Raw genomic sequence first — 16,174 nt, 5'->3', positions numbered from 1 at the left:
GTCGTGCGCCCGGCGAGGCCGTCGCGACCATGGGGCGTTTCGGCCGGCTGACGTGCCGCGGCGCCCTGATGCTCGCGCCCGCCGACGACCTCGTGCCGGTGGCCTACGAAACCGGGTTCCGTGGCGGCTGGAGCCATGCGGTCGCCCTGTGCCTGACCGTGGGGACGGCTCTGGTCCCCGGGCCGGAGGTGGTCACGCCGCTCGGGCCCGACCTCGCGGCTGCCCGGCCCACGGATCGCGAGGCGTTCCTGTTCGACCTCGGCCTCGGGCTGCCTCAGGGGTCGGCCTGCCTGCGGACCCGCGATCCACGGATTCTCGACAATCTGTGGGGAGCTTGCGGTGGGGCGGCCTTCGCGCCCGGCAGTCCGGTGCCGGGGCTCCTCGTGGAACGCCGGCTCGACGTGGTGATGACGACCCGTCTCGGGCGGATCGAGGTTTTCGGCGGTCCCGTCGGCTCCGGCGCGGCCGCGCCGCGCGCCTACGTCGCCCCGGAGGTCGTACGGGCGCGCCGGACCCATGCGGCGACCGCGCCGATCCCCTCCGGTCTGGTTCCGTGCGCCCATCTCCATCCGCCACACCCGTGCCGCGACGCGAACGAGCGACCGATCGCGTTCGACCGCGCGCACCATGACGCGTTCCAGGCGCTGCTGACGTGCTGGGGCGATCCGGGCCGGGTCGCCCTCAAGGCCCGGCTCCTGGCGGGCGAGGCCTTGCCGAAGGGCTCCGACCGCGCGGACCGCGGCGTTGCCCGGGTGGTGGCGGCGCAGGCCGACTTCATCGAGCGAGCGTCCTAGCCGGGGGCGCGACGCACCTCTGCAAGATGGTGCCTGCGTCGTCCCGGGACGTGACGAAGACGAACCGCGATACCACTCCTTAAAGCCTCCGGCCTAACACAGATCTAATCCGGGTAATCTCGGGCTTCGACTGTCGATACGGTGCCGGACATCTTCATGCCCCATTGTCGGGATCAGTTCACGGACACGGCACCGCGTCATCGACCGGACGCGACCGCCGGGTGTGTTCGGGATGAGTCCACGCTGATGTCGATTGCCATCGATCCGACCGAGCGGCGCATCGCCGCCGAAGGGCGCGCGCCCGCCGAGCCCAAGGCGCCATCGCGCGTCATGCGTGCCGCGCTGATCGCGGTTCTGGGCGGTGTCGGCCTCGTCGGCCTGTCCGCCGGGGCGTATTCGATGCTCTCGGGTCTCGCCGGCCCGCCGCCGTCCAAGGTCCGGATCGGGCGAATCTCGGCCGATTGGCCGGATTTGCGCGACGGCGTTCCTGCCCTGGCGTCGTCCCACCGGCCCTCGGGTCCGGTGCCGGCGGAGGCCGATCCGCTCCCGGTTCGAGCCGTCGTCGCGCCGGTCGAGGCCAAGGCCCAGGAAGCCAAAGCCTTCGAAACCAAAGCTCTCGAAGCCAAAGTCGTCGAAGCGAAGGCGCCCGAGACGAAAGCGGTCGAAGTCAAGCTTCTCCAGACCAAGCCTGCGGACGTGAAGGCTGTCGACACCAAGCCGGTTCAGGTCGCCAACATCGCGTCGCCTTCGAAGCCCGCGCGCCTGCCCCCCATCGAGAATGCCGCGACGGTGCCGTCCGCGCCCGCCGTCGCCCTCGTGGAGAAAGCCCGCACGGCCCCCCTCGTCGCCCCGACTCCCGTCGAGACCACCCGCGCCCGTGCCACGACCGGCGGCACCTTCGCGGCCCTTCCCCCGGCGTCGGCCGAAGCCGGGCCGAAAGCGAAGCCCGCCCCGGTCGTGGCACGGACCAAGCCCGCCGCCAAACCCGTACCGGCTGCCTCCGAAAAGGTCGCAGCCGCGCAACCGGCCCAGGCCGCAGAGCCGGAAGCCGAGGAGACCGAGATGTTCGGCATGAAAGTGCCGTCCCTGGCCCCCGTCGGACGCAAGCTCGTCGAAGGCGTCGAGGCCCTCGGAAACGCGGTCAAGCGCTTCCCCGAACAGTTCTGAGAACGACGTCGGCCAAGGCCTGCTGTCATCGGGTACGATGATTTCAGGCAACGAGCTGCTGCGACCGGAATCGTCCGCGTCGGCCCGAACCCCCGCGCATCGAAGTTGAAGGCGTTCGCCGTGGAGCTTCGGTCGGTTCGAAGGCCGGCTTCGAGGCCTCCGCGCGGGTCCTGCGGTTCAGGTCCAGCGGGGATCGAACGAGCACGACCCGGTGTCGGGACGTGCTCGCGAGGTGACGGTCGCTCACCGAAGAGGAGCCGGAGGGCCTCGGGCTACTTCGTCCGGGCGCGCGGCTTCTTGCCGATCTCGCGCTCGTGACGGGCGCCGCGCGGGCTCTTGAAGCCCTTGGGGCCGCTGGCCTCCTGATCGCTGCCGGGACCGTCCAAGAGCGCTTCCACCTGGATTTCGGGCGAGCCGTTCTTGGCAAAGGTCTGGGCGAAGCGGGACGCTGCGCCGCCGCGCACCTCAAACTTGGTCTCCCGATCGAAGATCCGGATGGCCCCGATCTCCTGGCGCCCGATGCTACCGCGTCGGGTCAGCATCGGCAGCAGGCGGCGCGGGTCGGCGTTGTCGCGCCGGCCGAGGTTGAGTCGGAACCAGACAGACGGACCTTCCGCGTCGATGCGGGCGGTGTCGGCGGGGTCGTAGACCGGCCGGGCCTTGCGCTCGGGGCCGGCGCCCGGATCGGTGACATCCTCGGGCTCGGGCAGGCGCGCCCGGTAGATTCGGGCCAGCGCCGCGGCGAGCTCCTGCGGCGTGCGACGGGCCAGCAGGGCCTCGCCCATGGCGACATCCTCCTCGGCCGGGGCATCGGTGAACAGTGGGTCCTGCCACATGCGTTCGCCGTCGAGGGCGCGGATCTCCTCGGCGGTGGGCGGGCCGGCCCACTCGGCGTTGACCTTTGCGATCATCAGCATCTGCTCGGCGCGGCGACGCTTGGAGGCCGGGATCAGCAGGACGGAGGTGCCTTTCCGTCCGGCGCGGCCCGTGCGGCCGGAGCGGTGCTGGAGCACCTCGGCGTCGTGGGGCAGGTCAGCGTGGATCACCAGGCTGACGGTGGGCAGATCGATGCCGCGGGCGGCGACATCGGTGGCGACGCACACCTTGGCGCGCCCGTCGCGAAGGGCCTGAAGGGCGGCGTTGCGCTCGCCCTGGCCGAGTTCGCCCGACAGGGCCACGGCGGAGAAGCCGCGCTCGGTCAGCACCGCCTGGAGGTGGCGCACGGCGTTGCGGGTGTTGCAGAACACGATGGCGGTCGGAGCATCGGTGAAGCGCAGGGTGTTGACCACCACGTGCTCCAGCTCACGCGGCATCACCCGAACGGCCCGATAGGTGATGTCTTCGTGGCCGCGCTCTTGGCCCTTCACGGCGATGCGCAGGGCGTCGTTCTGGTAGCGCTCGGCCAGCGTCGCAATGGCTTTGGGCAGGGTCGCCGAGAACAGCAGCGTGCGCCGCTCCTTCGGGGTCACCGACAGGATGAATTCGAGGTCGTCCCGGAAGCCGAGGTCGAGCATCTCGTCGGCCTCGTCGAGGACGGCGACGCGCAGATCCTGGGTGGCGAGGTTGCGGCGCTCCAAGTGGTCGCGCAGGCGGCCGGGCGTACCGACGACGATGTGGGCGCCGTCGTTGAGCTGGGCGCGCTCGCGCCGCGGGTCCATGCCGCCGACGCAGGAGATCACCCGCGCGCCGGTCTCGGCGTAGAGCCACGTCAATTCGCGCTCGACCTGTAGGGCGAGTTCGCGGGTGGGGGCGATGACCAGGGCCAGCGGCGCGCCGGCCGGACCGAAGCGCTCGGCACCGTCGAGCAGCGTGTCGGCGAAGGCGAGGCCGTAGGCAACGGTCTTGCCCGAGCCGGTCTGGGCCGAAACGAGGAGATCGCGCCCCTGCGCGGCGGCTTCGATCACCGCATTCTGGACGGGGGTAGGGTCTGCGTAGTCACGCGCGGCCAGAGCTCGGGAGAGCGGGGCCGGCAGGGTCGGAAAGGGCACTGAGGAGCCTTGCGGGCAAACAGGCTGGAACCCGCCGGGGATGGCCGCGCTAAGCGCGGATCGATCCCCCGGATGCGTGATTCCGGCCTCGATCGGTTACGGATACGGTGGCTTGTAGCCGGAACCGCGGCCATGCGCCATGTCTGCGCGCGCATGGGTGGTTTCCCGCACAGTTAAAGCTTGTCTTTCGAACTCGGCCGTGGCCCCCGTGAGCCAGCCGCCCTGCGGGCGGTGCCGTCCGTCCCGATGGCGGCATGAATTCGGACGTCCACAGGGGGAAAGATGGGGGCGGTGTTGCGTCTGGTCGTGGCGTGGGCGAGCGTCGCCGCGTTCTTCGTGTTCGGGCCCGCCTGGCTCGCCGACCTCGGATCGCCGCTCTGGGCCACGGGCCTGTTCCTGTGGCTGTTCCTCGTGATCCTGTGGGCGGCGTTCGGCGTGGTCCACGAGGCCGAGGAACTCGCCCATCGCCTCGGCGAGCCCTACGGCACCCTCGTTCTCACCCTCTCCATCGTGGTGATAGAGGTGGTCCTGGTGTCCGCCGTGATGCTGTCCTCGAAGGCGGTGCCGACGCTCGGACGCGACACGATGTTCGCCGTGCTGATGATCGTCCTCAACGGCATCGTCGGCCTCGGCCTGCTCATCGGCGGCCTGCGCCATCACCAGCAATCCTACAACCTGCAGGGCACGTCGGCCTTCCTGTCGGTGATCATCCCGCTCACCACCATCGCGCTGATCATCCCGAACTTCACCACCTCGACGAGCGGCGGCACCCTGACGCCCGTGCAGGCGATCTCGTTCTCGCTGTTCACCGTGTCGCTCTACGGGATCTTCCTGCTGATCCAGACCGGACGGCACAGCAGCTTCTTCATCCACGACGGCGGGCGGATCGCGAAATCGAACCCCGGCACCGTTGTGCCCGAAGCCGAGGCGCCCGAGGCGGACCGGCAGACGGCCGCGATCCTGAAACACGTCGGTCTCCTCGTCGCCAACATCCTGCCCATCGTCCTGCTGTCGAAGAGCCTCGCGGCGATCCTGGACCACGGCATCGCGGCGCTCGGTGCGCCTTCGGCCCTCGGCGGCGTCCTCATCGCAGCCATCGTGTTCACCCCGGAGGGCATCAGCGCCCTGAAGGCGGTGGCGCGCAACGAGCTGCAGCGGGCGATCAACCTCTGCCTCGGCGCCGCGACCTCCACCGTCGGCCTCACGGTGCCGGCGGTCCTGGCCGTAGGCCTGCTGACGGGCCAGACCGTGGTCCTCGGCCTCGCGCCGACGGAGATGACGCTGCTCGTCGTAACCCTGATCCTCAGCACCCTGACGTTCTCGGGGCTGCGCACCACGGTGCTGGAGGGGGCCGTGCACCTCGTGGTGTTCTTCGTCTATCTGGTTCTGATCTTCAGCCCGTGATTCGGCGGACATCATGAGCGACATCCTCGTCATCGGCGCCGGCGTGGTCGGACTCGCCGTCGGTCGGGCGCTCGCCCTGCGGGGCCATGCCGTGGTGGTGGCGGAGGCCGAAGGCGGCATCGGCACGGGCGTGTCCGCGCGCAACTCCGAAGTGATCCATGGCGGGATGTACTATCCCGAGGGCTCGCTCCGGGCACGGCACTGCGTCGACGGCGCCCGGAGGCTCTACGGGTTCTGCGCCAGCCACGGCGTACCGCACCGCGCCTGCGGCAAGCTCATCGTCGCCACCGATGCGGCCGAGGGCGCCGCCATCGCGGCGATCCATGCGCGCGGGATCGCCAACGGCGTCGAGGGTCTGGCGCTCGTCGACGGGGCCGAGGCCCGCGCCCTGGAACCCAATCTCGCCTGCGTCTCCGCCCTCCACGCCCCCGGAACCGGCATCGTCGACAGCCACGCCCTCATGCTCGCCCTGCAGGGCGACATCGAGGATCGCGGCGGCGCCATCGCGTTCCACAGCCCGGTCGCGCGCCTGTCATGGGCGGACGGCGCCTGGGTCGCGACGGTGAACGGGGATGCGCTGCCGTTCGACGCCGTCGTCAATGCCGCCGGTCTCGGAGCACAGGCTATCGCGAAAGCAATCGACGGGTTCCCACCCGACCGCATCCCGCGAAAGATCCTCGCCAAGGGGAGCTATTTCGGCTGCCTCGGCCGCCCGGCTTTCGCGCGGTTGATCTATCCGGCCCCCGTCGAGGGCGGGCTGGGAATTCATCTCACCCTCGATCTCGCCGGGCGCATGCGCTTCGGTCCCGATGTCGAGTGGGTGGAAACCGAGGATTACGCCGTCGACCCCGATCGCGCGCAAGCCTTCGCCCGTGCGATCCGCCGGTATTGGCCCGGTTTGCCCGACGGGGTGCTGACCCCCGATTATGCCGGCATCCGTCCAAAGATCACCGGCCCGGGCGAGCCCGCGGCGGATTTCATCATCGACGGGCCAGCGCAGCATGGGCTGGACCGCCTCGTCCACCTGTTCGGCATCGAGAGCCCGGGCCTCACCGCGAGCCTGTCCCTCGCCGAAGAGGTTGCCGATCGGCTGTTGGCGTAGGAGATCGACGTCAGCCGCCGAAGCGTTCCGTCCGAATGGTGCCGGGCGCAAGACCGGCATCGACGAGGAGGTCGGCGGCCGTGTTCACGAACGAATTCGCGCCGCAGATGAAGGTGTGGCGCGGGCGCCCGAGGCGTTCGAGCGCCTGTCCGATGAGGGCGGCATCGATGCGCCGGCCGCCCTCGCCCGTCAGGTTCAGGATCCAATCGAAGCCGGGCTCGTCGCGGCGCCTCCGGTCGAGTTCGTCCCGGGCGATCGCCTCTGCCGCTTCGCGGACCGAATAGACCAGAAGGACCGAAGCGTCGGGCGCCGCGATGGCCCGATGGCGCAGCATCGCCAGGAGCGGCACCACGCCCGAGCCGCCGCCGATGAGGAGCAGGGGGCCGCCATCCTCCGGTCGCCACACGAAGGCGCCCCCGATGGGACCGCGCAACGCCACGGTGTCGCCGACTTCCGCTACCCCGTCGAAGAACCCCGAGACCTCGCCCTCCGGCAGGCCCTCGACCATGAGTTCGACGATCCCGTCCGGGCTCGGCGCGGAGGCGATGGAGTAGCTGCGCTGAGCCTGGTAGCCGTCGGGTGCGGTCAGCCGGATATCGACGTGCTGCCCCGCGAGAGCCGGGCGGTCGAGCGTCACGGCCAGCCGGAAGCACTTTACCCGCGGGGTCACCTGACCGATGCCCACGATGGTGGCATCCAGCCAGGGCAGAGGCTTCATCTCAGTCACCGGTGAAGCGCTGCTCGCGCCACGGGTCTCCGTACATATGATAGCCCCGCATCTCCCAGAAGCCACCTTCGTCCTTCTGTGTGAAGCGCAGACCCTTGAGCCACTTGGCGCTCTTCCAGAAGTAGAGGTGCGGAACGAGGAGGCGCGCCGGGCCGCCGTGATCCGGCTCGATCGGCGCGCCGTCGTAATGGGTCGCCACCATGGCCCGGCCCCCGGTCAGGTCGGCGAACGGCACGTTGGTGGTGTAATCGTCGTATCCTTCCGCCAGGGCGAACGCCGTCGGCGCCGCGACGCCCGCATCGGCCAGGAGATCGTCGATTCCGACGCCCTCCCACGCCGTGTCGAACTTCGACCACTTCGTGACGCAGTGGATGTCGCCGCCCCAGCGCGTGCGCGGCAGGGCGTTGAATTCGTCCCAGGTCCAGATCTTCAACGGTCGCGATCCGGCCCGGAGGGTGAAGCGCCACGCGTCGAGATCGATCCGCGGATTCGGCCCGATCTGCAGAACCGGGAAATCCTCCGTGAGATATTGGCCCGGCGGTAGGCGCTCGCGCGTCGCCTCGGGCGGGCGTCGTCCGGTGAAGCCGCGTGTGCTCATGTCACCCTCGTTCGGGCTTTCGAAACCGCGCCTCCTTCCCCGTGCATCGGCGGGGAGGGCGCGTCGCGGCGCCGGATCAGCGGTCGCGCATGACGATCCACAGGGCGTGCACCATGCCCGGAACGATGCCCAGGACCGTCAGCAGGATATTGAGAAGGAACTGCAATCCGATGCCTGCCGTCATCAGGACGGCCAGGGGCGGCAGGAAGATGGCGAGCAGGATGCGAACGAGATTCGACACGATGTCTCCGGGACGTGATGGTGCCCGCGCAAGGGCGCGATAGCAACATTGCCGTTCCGACGATGGTTCCCGGTGGCTGTTTTTAAACATCTGCGTGCGATTTTGACGAACGGCGCGGCACACCCCGATAGGCTATGATCAAGACGCTCATCCACGAAATGGAACACGCCGTCACTATCGGAACACCCGATCAGCGTGCGGCGATGCTTCGCCGAATCACGGCTCTGTTTACCGATCACGCCGTCGCCCTGGGCGAGAGCGGGATCGAACCCTTCGATGCGATCATCCTTCACCTCGCCCGAAACGTCGAGGCCGCGGCCCGTTCGGCCCTCGCCGAGGAGATCGCCGATATCGCCAATGCCCCGCGCCGCGTCGTGCGCGACCTCGCCTTCGATCCGCAGATCACCGTCGCGGGGCCGGTCCTCGCCCGATCCGTGCGGCTCGACGAGGACGACCTGCTTCGGATCGTCAGGGAAGCCGGCCCATTGCATCTCGATGCGGTTTCGCGGCGACGGACCCTGAGCGAGCGGATCACCGACATCCTCGTCACGCGGGCGGCGACCCAAGCCGTGCGCCGGATCGCCGGGAACGAGACCGCGCACCTGTCGTCGACGGGATTCGGGACCTTGGTGGACTTGGCGGGGAAGGATCCGGTTCTGCGGGCGGTGCTCGATCTGCGCCGATCCATCCCCGAACTCCGCCGGATCGAAGCCCCGCCGCTCTCGCCGGCTTCCCCCGGGGGCGTCGATCTCGAGGAGAAGGCGATCGTCGCCCTCGTGGTACAGGGACGGGTGGACGATGCCCTGGCCGCCATCGCCCGCATCGCCGGGGTGCCGACCGAGATGGCGTCTCAGGCCCACCGTAATCCGGATCTCGATCCGCTTCTCTTTCTCCTACGGGCGTCCGATCTCGGGTGGGGGACCCTCAAGCACCTGATCCAGGCCCGGTCCGGCCGTCGCCTGTCGCCGGAGGACATGCGGGGGACCTTCGAGGCGTTCCAGGCCCTGTCGGTGGCCACGGCCCGCCGTTCGGTCCGCTTCACCGCGTCCAAGGGCCGGACCAAGGCCGCTTGACGCCGCGGCGCACGGGCTGCCACCCCTGGTCTCAGGAGGCGCCGTGCTGGTCGACCTGTTCCACTACCTGACGACCCCCGCCCCCTGGTCGCATCGCCGGCGGGGCTACCTGCGCGAGAGTGTCCTGCTCCTGTCCCGCTCGCGCCGGTGCCGGACGGCCTGGGAGCCGCATCTCACACGGGCCCGTGCCGTGATCATGCGGGCCTGCGAAGGTCTCCCTCGATATCGCACCGTCGTCGTTCTCGGCTCGGGCCTCCTCGACGACGTACCCCTGGACCACCTCGCCCGCCGCTTCACCCACATCCGCCTCGTCGATGCCGTGCATCCGTGGCCGACCCGATGGACGGTGCGCCACCGTCCCGACGTCACCCTGGTCACGGCCGATCTCACCCGGCCAGGGGCGGTTCCCGATCACGGGGGCGGGCCGGAGATCGATCTCGTGATCTCCGCCAACCTGCTTTCGCAACTGCCGATCCTGCCCGTCGACGGCTCCGGAGGGGCGGATCCGCAGCTCGGTGGGCGGATCGTCCGAGCTCATCTCGACGGCCTGTCCCGCCTCGCGGCGCGGGTCTGCCTCGTCACCGACGTCCTGCAGACCGAAGAGGACCGCGACGGCCGTGTGACCGACCGCCTCGACCTCCTCCACGGCGTTCCGCTTCCGACACCCGACGCGTCCTGGACCTGGGATCTGGCGCCATTCGGCGAGGCCGCGCGGAACCGCCGTCTCGTCCACCGCGTCCACGGCTACGCGGACTGGCATGCCGCACTCGGCGGCCCAGACCGGCCCTGAACGCGAAAAGCCGCCCAACGGGGGCGGCTTTCCAGAGCGATCGCGGCAAACTTATTCGGTGATCGGCGTCACATCGTCGGTACCGGCGGAGCCGGGCTCGGCCCCATCGGTCCCCTCGAAGCGGGCCCGGCGGCGACGGCGTGGCTTCGGAGCCGTCGGCGTTTCGTCGGGGGCGGACGGGGTTCCCTGCGGAGCGGATTCCTCCGCCGTGCGGGACTCGACGGGCCGTTCGGCGGGAACGGGACGCGGCGGCGTCATCAGGAAGGCCGGCAGGCCGGACACGTCCTCGGCCGGCGCACGCTCGGCCTCGTCGCGACGGCGGCTCCGCCGGGGCGGTGCATCCGCCACCCGGCGCGGCTCGGTCGGCTGGAAATCCGGCCGCGCGGACTCCGGACGGACTGGCTCCTGCCGCACGGGTTCGGGGCGGACGAAGTCCGGTCGCACCGGTTCCTGACGGGCGGTCTCCTGCCGGACGAAGTCCTGACGCGGGGCCTCGTCGCGCCCGCCATCCTGCGGGGCCTCGGCGTTTCGATTGGATTCGAACCGCGCGCCGTTGTTGCGACGGCCATATTCCTGGCGCGGCTGCTCGTTGCGGGGCTGATCCTGCCGATCCCGATCCTGGCGCTGCTGGTCCTGGCGCTGCTGGTCCTGGCGCGGCTGGTCCTGCCGACCGTAATCCGGTCGCTGGTTGTCCTGTCGCGAAGAATCCGGCCGATTGTAGTCCTGCCGCTGGCCGTCCTGCCGGGACCCGTCGGGGCGCTGGTTGTCGAAGCGCTGCGGACGGTCGTTGCGGTTGTTGAAGCGGTCGCGCCGGTCGTTGCGGTCGTTCCGGTTCTGGCCACCGTCCTGACGCGGATACTCCTGACGCGGCGAATCCTGCCTCTGGGACTCCTGTCTCTGGGACTCTTGTCTCTGGGACTCTTGCCGTCCCTCGTAGGCCGGCGGCTGATACGCCGGCTGGGGCTGCTGGCCGGGATCGGTGTAGTCGTCGTTGTAGGAATGGGCGGCGTAGCCGAGCGGTGCGCCCTGGTCGTCGCCACCATCCTCGTCGCCGTCGTCGTCGAAGCCGTTGCGGGCGTAGCCGCCGGCGGCCTGCTGACGGTTCTGCTCCTGCGCGCCCGAGATGATGCGAAAATAATGCTCGCCGTGCTGGAAATAATTCTCCGCCGCCACGGGATCGCCGCTCGCCTGCGCGTCACGCGCGAGCTGAGCGTATTTATCGGCGATGTGCTGGGCGGTGCCGCGAATCTTGACGTCCGGACCGTTCGATTCGTAGGACCGGGTCAGCGGGTTGGGACCCTTGGGGCGGTTGCGACCGCGCACCCGTCTGTTCTGGTTTGGTCTCATCGGTCTCGATTGACCCTCGTTCGTACGGGAGCTGGTGAGGCGGTCCGGGACCCGGCGGCCTTGAGCCGAAATCCGGCCCGGCCATGGTGACCCCGGGAGGGGGACCGTGTGATCCGGTTTGTCAGGTCCGCGATCGGAATCGGAATGCGCCGTGCTTGCCGTGTGTCCCGGTCCACCGAGGCTCGCGCTCGCGTTCAGGCGCTCTTCGGTTTTCAGGCTCGAAGTGACCAAGTTCCTGCGCGTCGTCTCACAGCGCGCCAACCTGATCGTGGGGAGATCGCTGAGGAGCGTCGCGGACTACGAGCCGGCACCATTCCTGCCACGACCCGTCTCGACGGATCGTTTTTCGATCTGACTGAGAGCCTAGCCGGTCGCCGCGACGGCAACAAGCATTTTTTCGCGCCACCCCCGGTTGTTCACGACGATTCTCGTCCGAGCGGCGCATCCCGTCCCCGACATCGCCATCACTTCGACGCGAACGCGACCACGCGGGCATGTCCAGCCAGGTCGTGGGTGATGCCGGCCGCCACGAAGCCGCGCTCGCGGCCGAGGGTCAGCACGGCCTCCGCCTGGTCGTGGCCGACCTCGAACAGCAGGCTTCCGCCCGTCGCCAGCCGCACCGGCCCCCGCGCCACGTCATCCAGGATGCGCCGGTAGGCATCGAGCCCGTCGACGCCGCCATCGAGGGCCGCTGCCGGATCGTGGAGGCGGACTTCATCGGCCAGGGTCGCGATGACGCCGACCGGGATGTAGGGCGGATTCGAGACGATGAGGTCGAACGCGGCCATCAGGCCCGCGCACCAGTCGGCACGCACGAAGGCGGCCCGGTCGCCGACCCCATTGGCCGTGGCGTTGGTGCGGGCCTGGATCAGGGCGCCTTCCGAGCGGTCGAGGCCGATGCCGAAGGCGTTGGCGCGCTCGGACAGCAGGGCCACGAGGATGCAGCCCGAGCCGGTTCCGAGGTCGAGGATGCGCAAGGGGCTTGTGCGGTCGGGATGGCGTCCGAGGGCCGCTTCCACCAGGGTCTCGGTGTCGGCGCGGGGCACCAGGGTCTCGGGCGCCAGTCCGAACGGGAGGCCCCAGAATTCCCAGGCGCCGCCGATCCGGGCCACGGGTTCGCCCGCGAGGCGCCGGGCGAGGGCCTCCGATAGGGCCGCCGCGCCCGCCGGCCCGATGGGTTCGAAGCCACCGAGGATGAGCTCCGTCCCGCTGAGGCGGAGGACGTCGAGGACGAGGAAGCGGGCGTCGCTGTCGGCGATGCCGCCCTCGGCGAGGCATCGGGTCGCGTGCCGTAGGGCTTCCTGACGAGTCGTGCCCGCGATCAGAGACATGGTCGTGACCGGAGACATGGCCGGCTCAGGCCATGCCCTCCGCGGCGAGCAGCTCGGCCTGATGCTCCGTCACCAGCGCGTCGATCAGCTCGTCGAGGGCCACGCCCGCCAGCACTTCCTCGAGCTTGTACAGGGTGAGGTTGATGCGGTGGTCGGTCACCCGCGCCTGGGGAAAGTTGTAGGTGCGGATGCGCTCCGAGCGGTCGCCCGAGCCGACCTGCGACTTGCGGTCGGCGGCGCGCACCGCGTCCTTGGCCGTGCGCTCGGCATCGTAGAGCTTCGAGCGCAGGAGCTGCATCGCCCGGGCCCGGTTCTTGTGCTGCGAGCGCTCCTCCTGGACGAAGATCACGATCCCGGAGGGCAGGTGGGTGATGCGGATGGCCGATTCCGTCTTGTTGACGTGCTGGCCGCCGGCGCCCTGCGACCGCATGGTGTCGATCTTCAGGTCGGCATCGTTGATGACGATATCGACCTCCTCGGCCTCGGGCAGCACCGCCACGGTGGCGGCGGACGTGTGGATGCGCCCCTGCGTCTCGGTGTCGGGCACGCGCTGCACTCGGTGGGCGCCGCTCTCGAACTTCAGGCGGGCGAACACGCCCTTGCCCTTCACCTCGGCGATGACCTCGCGGTAGCCGCCGACGGTGCCCTCGCTCTCGGAGATCACCTCGACCTTCCAGCCCTTGGCGTCGGCGTAGCGGCCGTACATCCGGAACAGGTCGCCGGCGAAGAGCGCGGCCTCGTCGCCGCCGGTGCCGGCGCGGATTTCCAGGATGGCGGATTTCTCGTCGGCGGAGTCCTTCGGCAGCAGGATGAGCTGCAGGGCGCGGTGCGCCGCCTCCAACCCGGCTTCCGCCTCGGGCTTCTCGTCGGCCGCCAGCGCCCGCATCTCGGAATCGCTGCCCGGCTCGTCCATCAGCGCCTGGATGTCGGCGAGGTTGGAGGCGGCGGCCCGGTAGGCGTGGATCGCCGCGACGACGCCCTCCAGCTCCGACAATTCGCGGGACAGCTGGACGAAGGTGTCGGAATCCGCCGAGCCCGCGCTGAGGGTCGCGGTGACGATGTCGTGGCGCGTCAGGATGGCGTCGAGACGGTCGGAAGGAATGGGGGTCATCGCCCGTGGGGTACTCTCACCAGTGTTTCGGGTCGGCGCGGTCGGTCCGGAGGGGCCAGGGTCGGAAACTCTGAAGGCCCGCTAGATAGGAACGCCGTGCGCCTTGGCGAAGGCGCTGAGCGCCGGCCGGAGGGTTGCGCCTTCGCCGGCGCGGGCCATCTCGGCGTCGATGACGGCCGCGATGGCGGCGGCGTCGAGGGCGAGCACCATGGCCTTCACCGGGCCGATGGCGGCCGGTGACATGGAGAGGTGCCGGAAGCCGAGGCCGATGAGGGCCATGGCCTCGAGGGGCTTGCCGCCGATCTCGCCGCAGACCGTGGCCGGGCAGCCGGCCGCCGCCGCCCGCTCGGCGATGAGCCGGAAGGCGCGCAGGGCCGGCACGCTCAGGGTGTCGAACCGGCCCGCCACCCGCCGGTTCTCGCGGTCGACGGCGAAGAGGAACTGCATGAGGTCGTTGGACCCCACCGACAGGAAGTCGGCGGCCCGCGCGATCTCGTCGATCTGGAACAGGAGCGAGGGCACCTCGACCATCACGCCGAGCTTGCAATCGCTCGGCAGCGGGTGGCCGTGGCGGCGCAGGTGCGCCTTCTCGCGCTCGACGATGGCCTTGGCGCGGGTGAACTCGTCCACCGTCGCCACCATGGGGAACATGATCTTGAGGGGCCGGCCCCCGGCCGCGCGGAGCAGCGCCCGCAACTGCACCCGCAGCAAAGCCGGCCGGTCGAGTCCGATTCGGATCGCCCGCCAGCCGAGCGCCGGGTTCTCCTCCTCGAGGGCCGGCATGTACGGCAGGATCTTGTCGCCGCCGATGTCGAGGGTGCGGATCGTCACCGGCAGGTCGCCGGTGGCGGTGAACACCGCCTCGTACAGGGTCTGCTGCTCGGCCGCCGACGGCATGCGCTGGGCGACCATGAACTGGAGTTCGGTGCGGAACAGGCCGATGCCGTCCGCGCCCGTCTCGGCCAGATGGGTGAGGTCGATGAGCAGACCGGCATTGAGCTGCAGGCCGATGGCGACCCCGTCGCGGGTCACCGCCGGCAGGTCGCGCAGGGCCCGGTACTGCTCCTGACGCTTGGCGCGGACCCGCACCATCTCGCCGTAGGCCGCCTCGATCTCGGGACCGGGCCGGACCTGGATCTCGCCCGTTGCGCCGTCGACGATGATGGCGTCTCCGGCGTCGCAGAGCGCCGTGGCGTTGGCGATCTCGCCCACCGCCGGGATGCCGAGCGCCCGCGCGACGATGGCGATGTGGCTCGTCGGGCCGCCTTCCTCCAGGACGACGCCGCGCAGGGCCGTGCGGTCGTAGTCGAGCAGGGCCGCAGGCCCCATGGAGCGGGCGACGAGGATCGCGTTCTCGGGCAGCACCCGGTCGCCGTTGCCCTCGTGGCCGATGAGGGTGCGCAGGAGCCGGTTGGCGAGGTCGTCGAGGTCGTGCAGGCGGTCACGCAGGTACGGATCGCTCTGGCGCATCATCCGGGCGCGGTTGTCCGACTGGACCCGCTCGACGGCGGCCTCTGCCGTCAGGCCCGACTGCACGGCCTCGCGCATCCGGCGCAGCCAGCCCTTGTCGTGGGCGAACATCCGCACGGTCTCGAGGACCTCGCGCGATTCGCCGGTGCCGATGCTGTCGCCGCGTTCCACGAGGTCGTCGATGGCGGAGCGGACTTCGCCGATGGCCTGTTCGAGGCGCTCGACCTCGCGGTCGAGGTTCTCGGCGATGAGCCGCTTCACGACGATGCGCGGCTCGTGCAGCACCACGTGCCCGAGGCCGATGCCGTCGGCGAGCGCCACGCCGCGCTGGCTCACGGCCCGCCGGGCCGCGGACCCGGCCCCGGGGGCCAGCGCCTGGAGTTCGCCCGAGGCGATCATCTCCGACAGCACCATGGCGGTGGTCTGGAGCGCCTCGATCTCCTCCTCCGAATAGACCCGGTAGGTCTTGTTCTGCACCACGAGCACGCCGAGCGTGTTGCCCGCGCGCAGGAGCGGCACACCCAGGAAGGCGTGATACGCCTCCTCGCCCGTCTCAGGGCGATAGGAGAAGGACGGGTGCGACTGGGCGTCGGACAGGGAGAGCGGCTCGGCCGTCTGCGCGATGAGGCCGACGAGGCCCTCGTCCGCGCGCATGCGGGTGAGATGGACCGCTTCGCGGTTCAGGCCCTCGGTGGCGAATAACTCGAGGGTGTTGTCGTCGCTCAGCACGTAGACCGAGCACACCTCCGCCACCACGTTGGCGGCGATCAGGGTGACGATCCGGTCGAGACGTGCCTGTGGACTGACCGGCTCCGCCATCGCTTCGCGGAGGCGGCGCAGCAGCAGGCGCGGTCCTCCAGGCGCAGCGGGCATGGTCCCTCGATCCGGCTTCGGTTCGAGGCGTGATCCGATCCGGCCGGATCGCGCCTCTCATTCCTTGTGTGTCGTGCCCTCAGACGAACCGGTATCCACTTCGTCGGACAGCGCGCTCACGCGGCATCACGCGCAAGAATCGTGCGCGCGATGGGCCA

14 protein-coding genes are annotated in these 16,174 nt (G+C 70.1%); 6 read left to right on the top strand and 8 right to left on the bottom strand.

Annotated features, from left to right (window positions below):
• Positions 1 to 29: 29 nt before the first annotated feature.
• Positions 30 to 794, top strand: a complete 765-nt coding sequence (locus ASF25_RS09365) for a hypothetical protein (RefSeq protein ID WP_056304428.1) — start codon at positions 30 to 32, stop codon at positions 792 to 794.
• 246 nt (positions 795 to 1,040) lie between these two features.
• Positions 1,041 to 1,961, top strand: a complete 921-nt coding sequence (locus ASF25_RS09360) for a hypothetical protein (protein WP_056304427.1) — start codon at positions 1,041 to 1,043, stop codon at positions 1,959 to 1,961.
• A gap of 272 nt (positions 1,962 to 2,233) precedes the next feature.
• Here ASF25_RS09360 and ASF25_RS09355 read toward each other — a convergent pair whose 3' ends face one another.
• Positions 2,234 to 3,949: a DEAD/DEAH box helicase gene (locus ASF25_RS09355; protein ID WP_056169822.1), complete on the bottom strand. Its 1,716-nt coding sequence runs from the start codon at positions 3,947 to 3,949 to the stop codon at positions 2,234 to 2,236.
• Between the two features lie 282 nt (positions 3,950 to 4,231).
• On the opposite strand from ASF25_RS09355, the gene ASF25_RS09350 reads away from it, so the two are divergent.
• Positions 4,232 to 5,353 carry a calcium:proton antiporter gene (locus ASF25_RS09350; RefSeq protein ID WP_056169819.1) on the top strand — a complete coding sequence of 374 codons (1,122 nt, stop codon included), beginning with the start codon at positions 4,232 to 4,234 and terminating at the stop codon, positions 5,351 to 5,353.
• A gap of 13 nt (positions 5,354 to 5,366) precedes the next feature.
• Positions 5,367 to 6,455 (top strand): NAD(P)/FAD-dependent oxidoreductase, encoded by a 1,089-nt coding sequence (locus ASF25_RS09345; RefSeq protein ID WP_056304426.1) that lies wholly within the window; start codon positions 5,367 to 5,369, stop codon positions 6,453 to 6,455.
• A gap of 10 nt (positions 6,456 to 6,465) precedes the next feature.
• Here ASF25_RS09345 and ASF25_RS09340 read toward each other — a convergent pair whose 3' ends face one another.
• From ASF25_RS09340 to ASF25_RS23555, 3 genes are all read right to left on the bottom strand, one after another.
• The gene (locus ASF25_RS09340) at positions 6,466 to 7,173 is read right to left on the bottom strand and encodes an FAD-binding oxidoreductase (RefSeq protein WP_056304425.1); all 708 of its coding nucleotides are present in this window, start codon (positions 7,171 to 7,173) and stop codon (positions 6,466 to 6,468) included.
• Position 7,174: 1 nt separating this feature from the next.
• Positions 7,175 to 7,780: a sulfite oxidase-like oxidoreductase gene (locus ASF25_RS09335; protein ID WP_056304424.1), complete on the bottom strand. Its 606-nt coding sequence runs from the start codon at positions 7,778 to 7,780 to the stop codon at positions 7,175 to 7,177.
• 76 nt (positions 7,781 to 7,856) lie between these two features.
• The gene (locus ASF25_RS23555) at positions 7,857 to 8,021 is read right to left on the bottom strand and encodes a YqaE/Pmp3 family membrane protein (protein ID WP_244472960.1); all 165 of its coding nucleotides are present in this window, start codon (positions 8,019 to 8,021) and stop codon (positions 7,857 to 7,859) included.
• A 134-nt stretch (positions 8,022 to 8,155) separates the two neighbouring features.
• Here ASF25_RS23555 and ASF25_RS09330 point away from each other — a divergent pair, with 134 nt between their 5' ends.
• Together ASF25_RS09330 and ASF25_RS09325 are read left to right on the top strand one after the other, a co-directional pair.
• The gene (locus ASF25_RS09330) at positions 8,156 to 9,094 is read left to right on the top strand and encodes a DUF2336 domain-containing protein (RefSeq protein WP_056169805.1); all 939 of its coding nucleotides are present in this window, start codon (positions 8,156 to 8,158) and stop codon (positions 9,092 to 9,094) included.
• A 43-nt stretch (positions 9,095 to 9,137) separates the two neighbouring features.
• A complete protein-coding gene (locus ASF25_RS09325) occupies positions 9,138 to 9,884 on the top strand; it encodes a hypothetical protein (RefSeq protein WP_056304423.1) in 747 nt (248 codons plus the stop codon).
• A gap of 51 nt (positions 9,885 to 9,935) precedes the next feature.
• On the opposite strand, the gene ASF25_RS09320 is transcribed toward ASF25_RS09325, so the two are convergent.
• The 4 genes from ASF25_RS09320 to ptsP all read right to left on the bottom strand — a co-directional run bounded on the left by ASF25_RS09320 (position 9,936) and on the right by ptsP (position 16,016).
• Positions 9,936 to 11,207, bottom strand: coding sequence for a DUF4167 domain-containing protein (locus tag ASF25_RS09320; RefSeq protein ID WP_056304422.1), 1,272 nt, complete (start codon positions 11,205 to 11,207; stop codon positions 9,936 to 9,938).
• A 488-nt stretch (positions 11,208 to 11,695) separates the two neighbouring features.
• Positions 11,696 to 12,562, bottom strand: coding sequence for a peptide chain release factor N(5)-glutamine methyltransferase (gene prmC, locus ASF25_RS09315; RefSeq protein ID WP_156368923.1), 867 nt, complete (start codon positions 12,560 to 12,562; stop codon positions 11,696 to 11,698).
• A gap of 25 nt (positions 12,563 to 12,587) precedes the next feature.
• A complete protein-coding gene (prfA, locus tag ASF25_RS09310; protein ID WP_056169796.1) occupies positions 12,588 to 13,673 on the bottom strand; it encodes a peptide chain release factor 1 in 1,086 nt (361 codons plus the stop codon).
• A gap of 81 nt (positions 13,674 to 13,754) precedes the next feature.
• Positions 13,755 to 16,016, bottom strand: a complete 2,262-nt coding sequence (gene ptsP / locus ASF25_RS09305) for a phosphoenolpyruvate--protein phosphotransferase (RefSeq protein ID WP_056304420.1) — start codon at positions 16,014 to 16,016, stop codon at positions 13,755 to 13,757.
• Between the last annotated feature and the right edge of the window lie 158 nt (positions 16,017 to 16,174).

This window comes from Methylobacterium sp. Leaf100, from assembly GCF_001422845.1.
Lineage (GTDB): Bacteria > Pseudomonadota > Alphaproteobacteria > Rhizobiales > Beijerinckiaceae > Methylobacterium.
This window is presented reverse-complemented; position numbering and strand designations above follow the sequence as displayed.